The organism is Rossellomorea aquimaris TF-12 (assembly GCF_001648555.1).
GTDB lineage: Bacteria > Bacillota > Bacilli > Bacillales > Bacillaceae_B > Rossellomorea > Rossellomorea aquimaris.
Map to the genome: position 1 here is coordinate 245884 of NZ_LQXM01000030.1, position 14690 is coordinate 260573.

Annotated in this window: 11 protein-coding genes and 1 pseudogene; 3 read left to right on the top strand and 9 right to left on the bottom strand. The window is 40.8% G+C overall.

Annotation, left to right across the window (positions count from 1 at the left end; all coding sequences use genetic code 11):
• Positions 1–28: 28 nt before the first annotated feature.
• From IQI_RS18405 to IQI_RS18425, 5 genes and pseudogenes are all read right to left on the bottom strand, one after another.
• Positions 29–454: a hypothetical protein gene (locus IQI_RS18405; RefSeq protein ID WP_064094127.1), complete on the bottom strand. Its 426-nt coding sequence runs from the start codon at positions 452–454 to the stop codon at positions 29–31.
• 664 nt (positions 455–1118) lie between these two features.
• Complete coding sequence (locus IQI_RS18410; RefSeq protein WP_064094128.1) at positions 1119–2603, bottom strand: hypothetical protein; 1485 nt, start codon at positions 2601–2603, stop codon at positions 1119–1121.
• Between the two features lie 2 nt (positions 2604–2605).
• The gene (locus tag IQI_RS18415; protein ID WP_156509949.1) at positions 2606–3256 is read right to left on the bottom strand and encodes a hypothetical protein; all 651 of its coding nucleotides are present in this window, start codon (positions 3254–3256) and stop codon (positions 2606–2608) included.
• A gap of 767 nt (positions 3257–4023) precedes the next feature.
• Positions 4024–4209, bottom strand: a pseudogene (locus IQI_RS21100) (DUF951 domain-containing protein); the annotation flags it as partial.
• Positions 4210–4267: 58 nt separating this feature from the next.
• Positions 4268–4591 carry a nucleoside triphosphate pyrophosphohydrolase gene (locus IQI_RS18425; protein ID WP_064094130.1) on the bottom strand — a complete coding sequence of 108 codons (324 nt, stop codon included), beginning with the start codon at positions 4589–4591 and terminating at the stop codon, positions 4268–4270.
• A gap of 1487 nt (positions 4592–6078) precedes the next feature.
• Here IQI_RS18425 and IQI_RS18435 point away from each other — a divergent pair.
• Positions 6079–7059 (top strand): DNA/RNA non-specific endonuclease, encoded by a 981-nt coding sequence (locus tag IQI_RS18435; protein ID WP_064094132.1) that lies wholly within the window; start codon positions 6079–6081, stop codon positions 7057–7059.
• A 328-nt stretch (positions 7060–7387) separates the two neighbouring features.
• On the opposite strand, the gene IQI_RS18440 is transcribed toward IQI_RS18435, so the two are convergent.
• Positions 7388–8629, bottom strand: coding sequence for an ATP-binding protein (locus IQI_RS18440; protein ID WP_064094133.1), 1242 nt, complete (start codon positions 8627–8629; stop codon positions 7388–7390).
• 116 nt (positions 8630–8745) lie between these two features.
• Positions 8746–10428: a hypothetical protein gene (locus IQI_RS18445; RefSeq protein WP_064094134.1), complete on the bottom strand. Its 1683-nt coding sequence runs from the start codon at positions 10426–10428 to the stop codon at positions 8746–8748.
• Positions 10429–10689: 261 nt separating this feature from the next.
• On the opposite strand from IQI_RS18445, the gene IQI_RS18450 reads away from it, so the two are divergent.
• Positions 10690–11187: a DinB family protein gene (locus IQI_RS18450; protein ID WP_064094135.1), complete on the top strand. Its 498-nt coding sequence runs from the start codon at positions 10690–10692 to the stop codon at positions 11185–11187.
• A gap of 49 nt (positions 11188–11236) precedes the next feature.
• On the opposite strand, the gene IQI_RS18455 is transcribed toward IQI_RS18450, so the two are convergent.
• Together IQI_RS18455 and IQI_RS18460 are read right to left on the bottom strand one after the other, a co-directional pair.
• Complete coding sequence (locus tag IQI_RS18455; RefSeq protein ID WP_064094136.1) at positions 11237–11440, bottom strand: hypothetical protein; 204 nt, start codon at positions 11438–11440, stop codon at positions 11237–11239.
• 21 nt (positions 11441–11461) lie between these two features.
• Positions 11462–12169 (bottom strand): DNA alkylation repair protein, encoded by a 708-nt coding sequence (locus tag IQI_RS18460; RefSeq protein WP_064094137.1) that lies wholly within the window; start codon positions 12167–12169, stop codon positions 11462–11464.
• 297 nt (positions 12170–12466) lie between these two features.
• Between IQI_RS18460 and katG the strand changes: the two genes are divergently transcribed.
• Positions 12467–14683 carry a catalase/peroxidase HPI gene (katG, locus tag IQI_RS18465; protein ID WP_064094138.1) on the top strand — a complete coding sequence of 739 codons (2217 nt, stop codon included), beginning with the start codon at positions 12467–12469 and terminating at the stop codon, positions 14681–14683.
• Positions 14684–14690: the final 7 nt, after the last annotated feature.

The window sequence follows — 14690 nt, forward strand, 5'->3', positions numbered from 1 at the left end:
TTACACCTCTTTATTAAAAATTCATATCCTAGCCTATTGTTAAATCTCGTTGTTTTATCTCTTCTTCTATAAGCCATAATAAATAATCAACTTTACTATTAAATTCATTGGTTTTCCTAATAAATGGAACCCCATCTTTTATTACTGACACACTTAAACTAACGGCCCATATTAAGCATAGGATAAAATAGACGTATGGAGTATCAGGTGTAAGTTTCTCAAAGGCTGGGAGTACCAGGGCAACGGTTGATATGTATATAGCAATGATAGAGAAGTTATTCCCTACCTCTTTCTTTTGACATTTTAAAAAGACACTGATTTTACATAGTTCCCCAACGGAATTAATATCTTTAAGGTAGTTAATTGCTAAAATGTCTGTTCGTGCTTCTAGTAATTTTTTTGTAATATCTTTAACATTGTCTTCCATTACGAAACTCTCAATTTTCATATCCATGGAATGCGGATTCTCCTTTTAGTTTAGAGAAACTGTAAACTTTTTTTCTTAATGTATCTTTAAGGAGTCCAAATAGCGTCAATATCATTCTTGACAGAATAATCATAAAGCAAGATCATCTTCTTCGGCCTATAGTTCTGCATCAGCTTGATCAACTGATTATCGGTATCAATAGAAGCGAGCTTCTCATTACTCTCCACAATACCTCCAAGGTAACCTCTTTCCGGCTGCTTATCACTCTTTGAGCTTCTATAATATAATCATTCTGTATCTCGTGAAGGGGATGTTGTGATGGACGTGGATGAAGTCTTTTCCCACTTCACCATAGATATTTTCGAAGTCCAGGTTACAAACTTGGCAACGAACCTCATATTGTTCTATGCATTTCTTTCTAGCTAAAGGATTGCGCTCGTACTTATTGTTGTACAGTTCCACACGCTCCTTCTGCTAAAGCTTCAGCATAGTTCCCTCTTGTCAAATCATGATTGTTTTGGTTTCAATATTTGATTTCTTCCTTAAGCGTTTACTTTAAAAAAAGGTTTTTCAATGTAATCAAGAAATCAGTAAATTCATAAAATCTTCCATTCCCATATTATCAAAACATTGAAAAAAGAGCCACCTACTCTAGCGGCTCTTTCAAGTAATCAATTATTTTTTTCAATATCTAACTTCTGAGTTTTAACTTTAAAGATGATAACTCTTTGAAAATATTACTTGTGGAAAGAGACACTAATGCATCCTTCATCATTTTAACTTCGGACTCACCAACTTCATCTGTATGTGCAACTTTATTTCTTACCCGATGTATAGTCTGCCAGTTTCTCAAGAAAATATCTTTATTACCTATTCCCATACTGGTCCATCCATCGTCGTTAATATAACTCACTGCAAGCTTTTTGGATTTCCCTAGTTCCGGAGGGGTCCACTTTCCATAATGATTGTTATTGAGATCTACAGAAAAACCATTTCTTCTGTTACCAGTATAATTAATGTCTACAATAGCATTTTTATCCGGTTGATATTTATAATAATAATAAGGCAATTCAATTCCAAGATGTTTACGGACCCAGTGAATCAACGAACTATTGATTTCTCTTTCAAACATCTTGGCAAAGCAGATAGCGCTTGCCGAATGATCCAGATTAAGTTCTCTCATTCCCAAGAACCGTTCTACTCTCAATCCAGTCTGCAGAAATTTGAAAGAATGACCATCCAGCCATTCCGTTTTTATAGGAAACGCATCCTCCGAATCAAAACTGCCTTTTCTCTCAACCATATTCAAAAAGGTTGCCAATTTTATATAAATACTTTCCAATAGTTGAAATTCAGGTTGTGGTTCCAGGTCATCGTGACCAAGGTCCTTGATTTTCCTACGAAGTCCCTTGAGTTCTTTAATCACCCGTTTAATTGAATCCTTTCTATGCCTGATTGCAATTTTTTTCACATAAATACTATTGTAATCCCGTTCTCCTTCCACCAAAAAGCTCAAGACGTCTGATAAAGCCCTTGCTATACTTTCAGTCAGTTGTGAATCCCCCATTCCCTTACATAGGTCAAGGTCTTGTTCATCCAGCATCTGATATAACATTTCTTGTTTCTCTGACACTGAGTGTTCGGATGATTCTTTGACAGTATGCATTTTATAAGAAACACCCGTGAGCTTGAACATTTGCTTCTCTATTTGATTCGGGCAAGTCTTGTAATAACGGAAGGAGGAATTACGTACATCTTGTGTCACAATGATTGCAGGCAACATTTCAGGACTTATATTCAAACTATGGGCCAGTGCAAATACAGAATAACTCCCATCTTCCATGTTTGGTGTCTTTTCAAAAGAAGAAACCATATCACGGATATCCTGATAAAATGGCTTCCTTCCAACCAGATTCAATGCACCTGGTGAATCGACCAAGCCAAAAAACACCAGGTGTTCTCCAGAGCTGTTGTGTAAATTGGCGAATTCTTTAACAAAATACTCATGGAAGTCTTTATGCTCTAGAGGGTCATGTATTATAAAAGCATAGACACTGTAATCACTTAATGAGTCCAAAGCCAATTCCATTTCTATGCTTTCTCGTCTCATAGGATTTTGTTCCATCCCGTCGGCTATATATTTGAGAACCGTAAAATCCGACAATGGTACCCCCATAATCAATCCCCCTTATTAATGAAAATCTGACCTTCTTGTTCCTTTAAGAATGCCAAGTACCTTGTTTCCATCCAATCATAAAGTTCACCGAAATCTTTTCCTTTCAGGAGTTTTCTGTTACTGTTACGATTATTCTTGAAAATGTGACGTTTCATTGTAGAAATAGTCTTTGAGTTTTCCAAGAAGAAATTCGCAAATTGGTATGTATCTTCTAATACATAATGAAGGTCCCATCTCAATTCTTTCTTGACTGCAACTAAATCCCAATCTGAAGAAAGTGAGGTTCTAAAATTCCATTCATAATTCAGTGTATCACTCTTAAAATTATTACAAAAAAGCACCTTGAACCAACATGCATTATATCGTCCAAAAAAAGAGACAAAGGGAGCCTTTCTACCATGGCCATCACAACTGGAGATTGTAGTTATGCCAGCTGAACTTAAAGATTTTATAAACAAAGCCACCCCGGTTTCCAATGTTAAAGTTCGAACCTTTGGACCATGGATGGATTTTATAAAATATTTCCAGCTCCGCCAACCACCATTTCCCCCTGCTTCATGATTTTGTGCTGGATACCAGATTAGCTTGTCTTTATTATACAATCCTTCATTTATAAAAAATGTTCTACCTTCTAAATGAATCGGTAAATTCAATTTTTGAATAAGCCACCTAATATCATATAAATCTTCAGGATGATTTGCTGAAGTAAGAAGGATTTTATTTTCTTCTTCCTTTACCAGAAAACCACGATATTCCAAGCCTTCACTAGATCAATCATATTTAGTTCTTCCTCCAAGGGTATAGATGAATGATTTGGTTATTTATGAATAATAGTCAGAAGTGATGAAATATAAAATTTTTAAAATTAAGAAAACTCTGCATTAATATTACCAAATAAGAGGTAAAAGAGCTATAAGAGGCAAAATAATTTTTGATTTAATAATCCGCGTAATGATGACTAATCAATTGTAGGATAAAGCATTAATTGAATCAGAGGTAAACTAGTATAAAAAAAGGTCCCTATAGAAGGAACATTCATAATCTATTTAACGGATGGCCATTTAAAATCATTTTTATAAAATTGTTTTTTTAATCGGTTCAAGTCGTATTCCCACTCTGTTATTGAATATTTAAACTTTGTAGCACCATTCACTTGACTCGTTCTGTTCCTTATATGGGAGGTTATTGTTTTGACTGTCTGTTCCAAACCTAAATTAGGCAACGCATAATTTATTAGTACTCGCCACCTTTGATCCCGATTCAAACCAGTGATACGATATCCTATTTTTCGCAATTCAGACTCTGCATTGAATTCTATCTTGGATGTTTCCCGCCCATTTGTCTCCGATTTATTTGAAGTATCGTTATTTGAAATGCTACTTTCGGTTTGATTCTCATTATCTGAATAAACAGTTTGGGGTTCTACAACAACTGCTTTCACCTTTTTGATAAATTGATTTCTTGGCATTAAGACACTGTGCTCACACCCCTGGCACTTGATGCGTATATCTGCCCCTACTCTAATAATTTTCCAACTATTTGTTCCACAAGGATGAATTTTCTTCATTTTGACAATATCGTTAAGTCTAATTTCAATGTCTCTCATTAGATTGTTTCTCCTACCTTCAAGTTAACAACTAAAATATATCCTGCCCTTGCTCTGTCTAGTCCTCTACATCAATCAAGAAAATCTTCTCCTCAAACCCCCCTCGTTTTTCTGCTTTCTTCCGGCGGATTTCTTCCACTTCCTCAAATGTTGTACCAAGAGATTTGGCAAATTCATGTACGATTTCCATCAGGTCTGCCAATTCTTCCAGAGCTTCTTCCCTTGTTTCTGCATCCCGGTACTCCTCTAGCTCTTCAAAACTTTTATTCTTCAACTCTGTTATGTATTCTTCATCAGATAGAATTCTTGTTGAGAGTTTCTTACCGCTAGATTCAATGATTTCCGGGATTCGGTCTCGTACTAGTTTTTTGTATGTAGGCATAGGGAATTCCTCCCACATGTATTATAAAGTTATACTAATTTCCACCCTAATCTTACCAAATCAATGGGAAAAGAGCCACCTGCCTAGAGAGACTCTTTTCATATGTCAAATGATTCTTTGAAGGCTGTATTCAAATTGTACCTTACTCTTTCTTGATGGGAAGCCCCTGATCAATAAAATCAGTCCAGGTCGTCTGGCCGATTTTGAATAATCTTTTTCTTTTCGGTACGTTAAGGTCTTGCTCAGTCAGAAACAATTGGTAATAGTGATCGCTATTTTTCACAAAGAGTTCGTAATCCTTTAACTTCATGACGAACACTTCATAATTTAGATCCCATTCATGAAGCTACCGCTCAATGATTCCTGATACATGCTTCAGGAAATCTCCCACATTCATTATGCGCATCATATAGCTTTTCACCCTTCCGTTTATATTCATGGCATCCCTCCTGATTTAGAGCTTTTCCCGTCATTTTATTTACTTTCTGTTTTCCTACCTGATATCCAGTATAATTCTTCGTAGCTCTCTGTCCATCTTGAATAAACCTTGTATCAGGTATCCACATCGAGCGTTTACCAGGTCAGTGTGTTCGTTGGTGTACCCTGCAGAAAAGGATAACGCATTGAATGCCTTGCGACAAAGAGGTCTGCCCCCACGGGTAATCTGAAGTCTTAACGTGTTGAGGGTCAGACCCCACTAACTAGGTTGATTCGTATACCATTATGTTTTGTCATTCCTTTTTCTAACAGTATGATTCTATTATTTAACTAAATTTGGTATTTTACAAGTGAATGTCAAATTTAAAACCAAAGGGACAGGTGCCGTGTCTATTTACAACCAGATGACCTGTCCCCTTGATTATTTCTATATATAAGCATTCACATCCTTAACCCCTTCCTTTACATTACCTTCAATTTCATTGCGAGCGCTTTATTATAAAACCGCTTAGATTTTTGTGTTGGTGTAATTTATTTGATTGTTTTGAAAGGTCGGTTTGTTGGTGAAATAAAAAAAGTTTCATATATCTCTGTTTTAGAGGGATATGAAACTTTTTTTATGGAAAGGGCTGTTTTTTGAGATTAAGTCCTTAGCTCTGCCCAAAGTTCAGGGTCTGACCCCCTCGGCGTTAATGCGTTAGCCGACCGGGGGATCTGGCCCAGATTCCCCGTATACTTTTACCTATATGAAGCTGCCGAAGAGTTAGCATGAAATCGACCGACCGGGTTTTCCAGATCACGGGCTATCTCCAACGTATATAAGAGAGGATATTCGCATATGTATTGTAGAGCCGGCACCTGAAAAGGGTGTCAGTTCTTTTTTTTGCCTAAAGAACCCTTGCCGTATCACAGGGTATCGATTTCATATTATTCGACAAATTATTTGAAATGCGATTCTATTCAGATTTGTTAAAATTCAAAGAGGAAATAAGAATTTGCGGTAAAATGAACAAAGTGATTTCGGTTATTCAGAAAGGGGTAGCAAAAAAATGAATAAGAAAATAAACAGATTACTCTTGTTTTTAACAACTGTGTTTATCGCTGGTTGTGCCAATGTAGAAGGTGCAACCCCTATAGATAAAGAAGCAGATCAGAAAGTAGAAGCCACGGAGAATACTGATGTAAAAGATGAGAAGGAAGAAGCTGCTCCGGAGGTTGTGGATGAGCCTGAAGTAGAGGAAGCAGTCGCAGAAGAAAACTCAACCGAAACAAAAACAAATGATGAAGGGTTTCCAGGATTCGATCTCCTTGAAGTCGATGGTGGTGATTTGTCTGGGTATCGTCAACCGAACGTCGTCGTTGACATCGGTTTTGGGGACCGTGAGTATTGGGCATTCACGAATGAATACGGTCAGCTAGTGCGCGTCATTGCAGACGAAATCATTTTACAAAATGACCGAACGGAACCGGTATTATCGTCTGGCAGATATTACTCTGATGAAGCAAAGGTTCCTGGCGTCGAAAGTGCTGTGTTAGATGAAGGGCATATCATTGCTGACTCTCTCGGCGGGGTATCGAATGCTTATAATATCACCCCTCAAGACAGCACGCTTAACCGACACGGTGATCAAGCGTATATGGAAAAAAGTATCCGGGATGCAGGTGGAGTTACTAATTTTCAAGCCATTATCACCTATCCAAATACGGAAACCCAGATCCCTTCAAGTTATCAGTATACCTATACATTAAGAGGGAACGTAATCGTTGATACATTCGACAATGTAAACCCTGATGAAGTAAATGAATCACTTGGTTTAACAGAAAGTAAGCCCTCGAGTTCAAAGAGCTCAAACACAAACTCAACGAATTCAAACACAGAAGGCGATATCTCAAGCATTGATACGAACGGTAATGGACTGGTGACAATCAAAGAAGCAAAAGCAGCTGGCTTCAGCATGCCAATCACAAGCGATCACTGGTTATACCCTTATATGCGAGACAATGATGGAGACGGGATGGTCGGAGAATAGAATACCGATACGAAACTATGACAAAAAGCTTGGGACTCCCCTAGCTTTTTTCGTGGCCATCATACATTGGCAGACTCCCGGATTTCTAATGCTTTAGCGTACCAGTGATTGCCCAAATCGAAGTGAAGGAAGTTATTATGTTAGCAAATAGAGAAAGCCAAAGGGACAGGTTACATGGCTCATTTAAGAGTAAAGTACCGGGAAGCACTGGGACGGTTCTGATGCTTCCTCTTAATGTAAAAAGAAACACGATAACCTTTAGCCACGGTTTTCCATCAAGAACCCCATTCCTTCTAACAAAACCACTTAACCTGTCCTCGTACCTCTCCTACACACCCCCAGGCAAATAAACCCTAAACGTCGTCCCCTCCCCTCGCTCACTTTCCACCTGAATTTCCCCTTTCATCCGTTTAACAATCTGATAGCAGACCGTCAATCCAAGTCCCGTTCCTTTTTCCTTGGTCGAATAATAGGGTCTGCCGAGTACCTTGAGTTGTTCTGAAGACATGCCGGCTCCATTATCTTGAATCGTGATCATCATCCGGCCGTCATGATGACGACTTGCTGAAGCCGTGATTTCTCCATTTTCTTTTATCGCTTCGATGGCATTTTTCAGAAGATTGAGCAGGACTTGTTTCACTTCTATCTTCATCCCTTTGACCATCAGGTCGTTTTCAAAGTTTTGGTTGATTTTTATGCTGTTCATGACAGCATAAGTAGACATGACATCAACGGATTCATGCATGGTGTCGGTCAAACTGAACACCTCGTATTCCTCCGTCTGGGGCTTTGCAAGGGCAAGGTATTGATTGATGACACCTTGCGCGTGATCGAGTTCCTGTATGGATATGTCGATAAAGCTCTTTTGTTTCTCTGTTAAGGTTTCTCTCTGCAGGAGCTGCATAAACCCTCTTACAGTGGTCATGGGATTCCGGATTTCATGTGCCACAGAGGCTGCCAATTGACTGACGACATTGAACTTTTCAGCCTTCATGAGCTCTTTTTTGATTCTTATCTGTTCTAATCGATTTTCAATCAGATAAGCGGTCAGGATCAGCGTGATCCATATGATTAACGTGGAGCCTGCCACTAATGGGAGCTGTTTCAACTCATCTTTCTGGAGTAAATAAAGCGATCTTGTAATTGGTATGAACAGATAAAAAACCGAAAGCAGGAGCATTTTGTTCTTCCAGTTTAACCTTCCATACCATTTAGATAGAGGGATCAGCAACACAACGTAAATCGCATAATTCATGAGTAAAAAAAGCCATACATGGTCAGTAAACAAACCGATCACAAGCATGGTGAAGTACGTACCAACCCCCACCCTCTTCCCACCATAGAGAAAGGCAAGGATAATGGGAATCACTTTGAAATCGTACACATATCCGCTTGAGTAAACTACGGGAAAGATCATGGTAAACACTAAAACTACAAGATTCATGAAAAAGAACTTAAGGGTAAACCTTTTTGTGCTACTGTCCGATTCATTTGTAACCATTTGAAAGAGAAGAATCGTAAACAGAATAAATACCACATGCAAAATTAAATGGTGGACAGTCTCTAACATATAGGATCTCCTTTAAGTAGACAGAGTCTTTTCTATGTTCTTCGACATTCTTTCCGGAATTCCTTTCCATTTGTCACGAATATTCGACAGAAAAAAGGGACAAGTCCCCTTGTCCCCTACTCTTCAATATACGGCTGCTCCCTCAAATGACTCGTCCGCTCCACCATCGCATAATAAAAATGATCATACTCCACCCATCTTAATGGAACCTTCAGTTTAAGGCTATTCTCTTTGTTGAACACGCTGATATATTTCTTATCATAAGTCACTTTTTTAATTTCTTGAAGAGGGATGCTTTCCTTCTTATCCCCTTTTACCTTAATCAATTCTTTACCTACAATGGAGACAGCACTCCGTTTTTTCTTCCAAAGTTCATAGATTGTGAGTATTCCACCAAGGAGAGTGAAGCCTATGGAAATAAAAATCTCTTCATCTATTCCGTTAATGAAAACTCTTATCCAGTGGGAAATTAGAATGGCATAGAAGAACCATAAGCCTTTTGATAGTTTAGGTGAACTTTCATAATGAATGGTCTGTTCAACCTCGAGAGCATTCTCTTCACGCTTTTTCATAAACAGTAGCTTATGCTCTTCAATGGACCTGTTGTGAAAAGGCTCAAGATCGGTGTAAGTCCCTTCCCACATATCCGCACCGTCATCCTCTTCTTCCAATGCGTATCCTCCTGTCCACCCCGTGAGCACTTCTTCCCCATGCGAAAAGCTCAGAAGATAATAGCGGAGTGGCTGACCGTATGAATTGACGGTGTCCACTGAATCCACCACTTGGATATTATTTGGATAGATATTCATTAGTTCCCCTTCTTCATCCTGCAAATAGACAAGATGTGTAAAAAGGTGCGACTTGGCCAAAACAGGCTGCTTGGGACTGACTGGATATAAATGTTCTTTATTACTTTCCGCTAGTCCCCAGTACATCATTTCGGCACTTTCAACATTGACAGAAAGCCTTTCAAGGATATCCGATAAAACTTGGATATTCTTGTTCAAACAGACGATTGAGGCATTTGTGCTGATCCTCGGATCCTTGAACATTGTAGCCTCTTTCAGAAGGTCCTCTGTTTCTTCGGAAAAATAAAAGTTCATTAATCCTATCAGCACATTCATTCGATACCTCAGAAGGAAATAGGAATCCTTCCAGGATCGATACACATATTCAGGCTTGTATTCCCCATCATACACGCGGTACTCGTCCCTTAGCTTTTTATAATCGGCAATGAGCAACGGAAGAATTTTCGCCCTTTTGTAACCCGGCTCCACACCGGACTCATTAATTGCTGTAATGAAGTCATAGTACATGAATTTATAATGAGAAGATTCCAGTTTTTCGATTGTCTTATCGACAATGCCTCTTAACAGCACCGGAAACTCACATAGTTCCTCGACTGGCAACTCGACTTCCTCTTCTGAAATCAATCGGACCGTTTTATCATGGATTTCTTGAAAAATCCCCTCATCCTTCGTCATCAACAGACAGACCAGAGCACGGACTTTGGCGTCTCGATCCAATGTATCAAAACAGAGAATGATCTCATCAATGATTTCCGGCATCGGATAATCACAAACAAAATCTATCAAAGCAAAAGAAGGATTATCCCAACTGTCGACACGTTCAGGGAAAGAAGAAGCAGCTAACTTCACCATATCCTTTAACACTTCAACTCGAATCTTCAGTTGATCATTCTGTTTTAATTCATACAAATTCCCCAAAGCATCAAACCGCTTCTCAGGCTCAGGACTATGCAACTGCTTCATCATATTTCTTATTTTAATTTCGCTCATATTTTCCCCTTTCCAAAAACATCCACCTTTTTCTTTGTTATTTTATTATGGGGAGCCAGAGAACGCATGTGTCTTTATACCTATAAAATTTAAAAAAATTTACAGGTGGCGATAGAGAAATACACTTCCCAACTGCTCCATTCGAGTTTGTAACTTTTTTGAATAATAATGAGATACAGCCGTAGAAAGAAGCGTAAAATGAACTCCTCATGATACAATAATAATGAAAGTATGTTTCTCACATTAAAGGAGGGAATCACAATGTTCACATCAAAAAATGATTTCTTACAAGAATGGAAACAAGAAGCAGCCGTCACCCAAAAAGTGCTGGATGCACTAACGGATGAGTCGTTGAAGCAAGAGGTTTCTCCGGATCTGTACAGTATTGGGAGCGTAGCCTGGCATATCACAGGAGCCGCTTATTACTTCCCTGCTCAGGTAGGTGTCACCTTTGAGGTTCCAGATCTTCGGAAAGATGCACCGACATCTGCAACAGAAATCAGCGAAACGTATAAGCTGGTAAGTGATCGCCTGACAGAAGCCGTTTCTGAGCAGGTGTCTGATGAAAAGATGAATGAAATGGTGAATCTGTTCGGAATGGACATGCCGGTACAGGCTGTATTCCGTTTACTCATTCAACACCAGGTTCACCATCGTGGACAATTGACAGCTCTTATGAGACAAGCTTATTTGAAAGTTCCTGGCGTTTATGGTCCCAGTAAAGAAGAATGGGAAGCGATGAATGCTCAAAAAAGCTAAACATGAAAAAAGCCGGCCTGAGCCGGCTTTTTTTGGAGAAGGAATTTCATCATATCGTCCCCTTAAACTTCTCCGGTTTCTTCACATACCCTTCAATAATAAATCCACAGGCTGTGCAAATCACATATTCAACATTTGAGCCAAGACTCATTTTCTTTACCGGTGCCATTACTGCATACCCGGTTTGTTTACCCAAGCCCAATTCCTTCCCACCGCATTTTGGACATTCCGTTGCTTTTGTTGATTTGTTCATTAGAATACCTCCCATGAACATCTAGCACCTTACATACTTCCGCTTAAACCCAATCCTTCCTTTCTCTACTTGCTTCTGAATATCATCGGCAGCCTTTAGGATGCTGTTCGGTTTGTTGTCCCGTTTCATTTCTACCGGTCCAATTTCTTTTGCCGTCTCGAGGGCCCTTTCATGAAGAGGTACATAAGAAACTGCTACTGTCGTGACGAAATTATTCATCGAGGATTTCGTTCGTTCTGGAGCACTGTGAATGGTCTCTTTTACTTTTTCAAGCATCCCTGCAAGCTTCGTTTCCGAAAACTCTTCGTCTTTTCGATTCCCGAGCAGCCAGCAGTAGCAGCTCCACCCCGCTGACATTTTCAGCTCTTCTCCGCTTGCAATCCATTTATCAGCCACCTCTTGTGCGATATCAGCTTCAGCCAATGTAACGGCTACCACGTAATCGGACAGCATATAGAAATACGCCCCATCAATCCAACGATCAAAGTCCTTCTCTGTCATGGCTTTTGGATCAGCAATGATACCGGCAAAGTACATGGCATCGTAATTGCCTGTTGCATATAACTCCTCAGCCAATTCCTGATCCTTTTTGATTTTCTTAGCGATTGGTTTCATCGCACCTGTTGCAACCCCAAATACCGGCTCATGTGCACCATTGGATAGGTACATTTTCTTCGATCGTTCCTTACCGAGGGCTTCCAGCTCTTGCATTACGGTTTGTGAATTCATCTCTACACTTCCTTTTTTGGGAGGTTATTTTTTTGATTTAGTCCATCAGGTTTATACTTATTATCTTATAACACAATTTTACATTTGTCAGAGCCACTTCGATTTGTTTCAATCATGTTATATTTCTCCTGTTTTCTCTTATTCTATTAGAATTCTTTTTTTATAAAAACATTCCTTCAACACTTCTCACTTTTAATCAAACTCCTAGTCCACTATAATAATAAGTAAGAATTATCACAATAATCTAACACTTCATCCTTAGTAAGCAGTGTCTCATATCAGAAAGGAGAATGATAAATGGAAAACAATCATCGTCCCGATCAAAAGGATCACTCAGCAGCTGCAGGTCAGTGTCCTGTGACACATCACAAGGATAGTGCGATCACAACAACGACAGCCCCTGGTGGTACAACGAATCAACACTGGTGGCCGAACATGCTGAACTTGAACATTCTTCGCCAGCACGATAGGAAATCGAACCCTATGGGGGAAGACTTCAATTATAAGGAAGAATTCTCTAAGCTGGATTACGATGCACTGAAACAAGATCTTCACAATCTAATGACAGACAGCCAGGATTGGTGGCCGGCTGACTACGGTCATTACGGTCCATTCTTTATCCGGATGTCTTGGCACGCAGCAGGTACATATCGTGAGACCGACGGACGCGGAGGCGGCTCGTCAGGTGCACAGCGCTTTGCCCCTCTGAACAGCTGGCCGGATAATGTTAACCTTGATAAGGCTCGCCGTCTGTTATGGCCGATTAAACAAAAGTATGGAAATAAGATTTCCTGGGCGGATTTGCTTGTGTTAACAGGGAATGTGGCCCTTGAATCCATGGGCTTGAAGACATTCGGATTTGGTGCAGGACGTGAAGACATTTGGCATCCTGAGGAAGATGTGTATTGGGGTTCTGAGAAGGAATGGCTTGCTGACAACCGTTATTCCGGTGACCGTGAGCTTGAGAATCCACTGGCTGCCGTGCAGATGGGTCTGATTTATGTGAACCCGGAAGGACCAAACGGGGAGCCGGATCCACTGGGAAGTGCCCGTGATATCCGGGATACATTCGGACGTATGGGAATGAATGATGAAGAAACAGTGGCCCTTGTCGCCGGTGGTCATACATTCGGTAAGGCCCATGGAGCTGGTGACGCTTCTCTTGTTGGTGACGATCCGGAAGCTGCTCCGCTGGAAACACAAGGGTTTGGTTGGAACAGCTCTTATGGAAGCGGAAAAGGACGCGACACGATTTCAAGTGGTGTCGATGGTGCCTGGACAACAAATCCAACCAAATGGGATAATGGCTACTTTGATCTTCTATTCGGCTATGAGTGGGAGAAAACGAAGAGTGCGGCAGGCGCTTCTCAATGGACACCGGTCGGTATGAAGGAAGAGCATATGGCACCGGACGCGGAAGATCCATCCATCAAGGTGAAGACGATGATGACAACGGCGGATATGGCCCTGCGCATGGATCCCGACTATGAGAAGATTTCCCGTCGATTCCACGAGAATCCTGAGGAGTTCGCCGATGCCTTCTCCCGTGCCTGGTTCAAGCTACTTCACCGTGACATGGGTCCAAAAGCAAGATACTGGGGTCCAGAGGTTCCACAGGAAGACCTGATCTGGCAGGATCCAGTTCCTGCAGTGGATTACGATCTATCGGATGGTGAAATTGCCGAACTGAAAGAAAAGATCCTAAACACAGGCTTAACCGAGAGCGAACTGGTGAAAACCGCTTGGGCATCAGCAAGCACATATCGAGGTTCTGATATGCGCGGAGGCGCGAACGGTGCACGCATCCGCCTGGCTCCTCAGAAAGACTGGGAAGCGAACGAACCACAACAGCTTGAAAAAGTCCTTGGAGTCTACGAAGACCTCCAGAGCAAGCTGAACAAGAAAGTCAGCCTGGCTGATCTCATCGTACTTGGAGGAAACGCAGCGATCGAAAAAGCCGCAAAAGACGCCGGCTTTGAGGTTACGGTTCCATTCTCACCAGGTCGAGGCGACGCAACAGCTGAGCAGACCGATGTGGAAAACTTCGGCGTACTTGAGCCCGTATCAGACGGATTCCGTAACTACCAGAAGCAGGAATACGCTGTCAGCCCTGAAGAAATGCTTGTGGACAAAGCACAGCTACTCGGCCTGACTGCGCCAGAAATGACTGTCCTTCTCGGCGGTATGCGTGTCCTTGGTACCAACCATGGTGGCACGGATCACGGTGTTTTCACAGACAAAGTCGGTACTTTAAACAACGACTTCTTCGTGAACTTACTCGACATGGGCATTGAGTGGAAGCCAGCAGGCTTCAACCAATATGAAGGTCGTGACCGCAAAACAGGTGAAGTGGTGCGAACGGCCTCACGCTTTGACCTTGTGTTCGGTTCTAACTCGGTGCTTCGTTCATTAGCTGAAGTATATGCCCAGGATGATAACAAAGAGAAATTTGTCCGTGACTTTGTTGCCGCTTGGGTAAAGGTGATGGATGCGGATCGGTTTGATTTGAAATAACGATTAC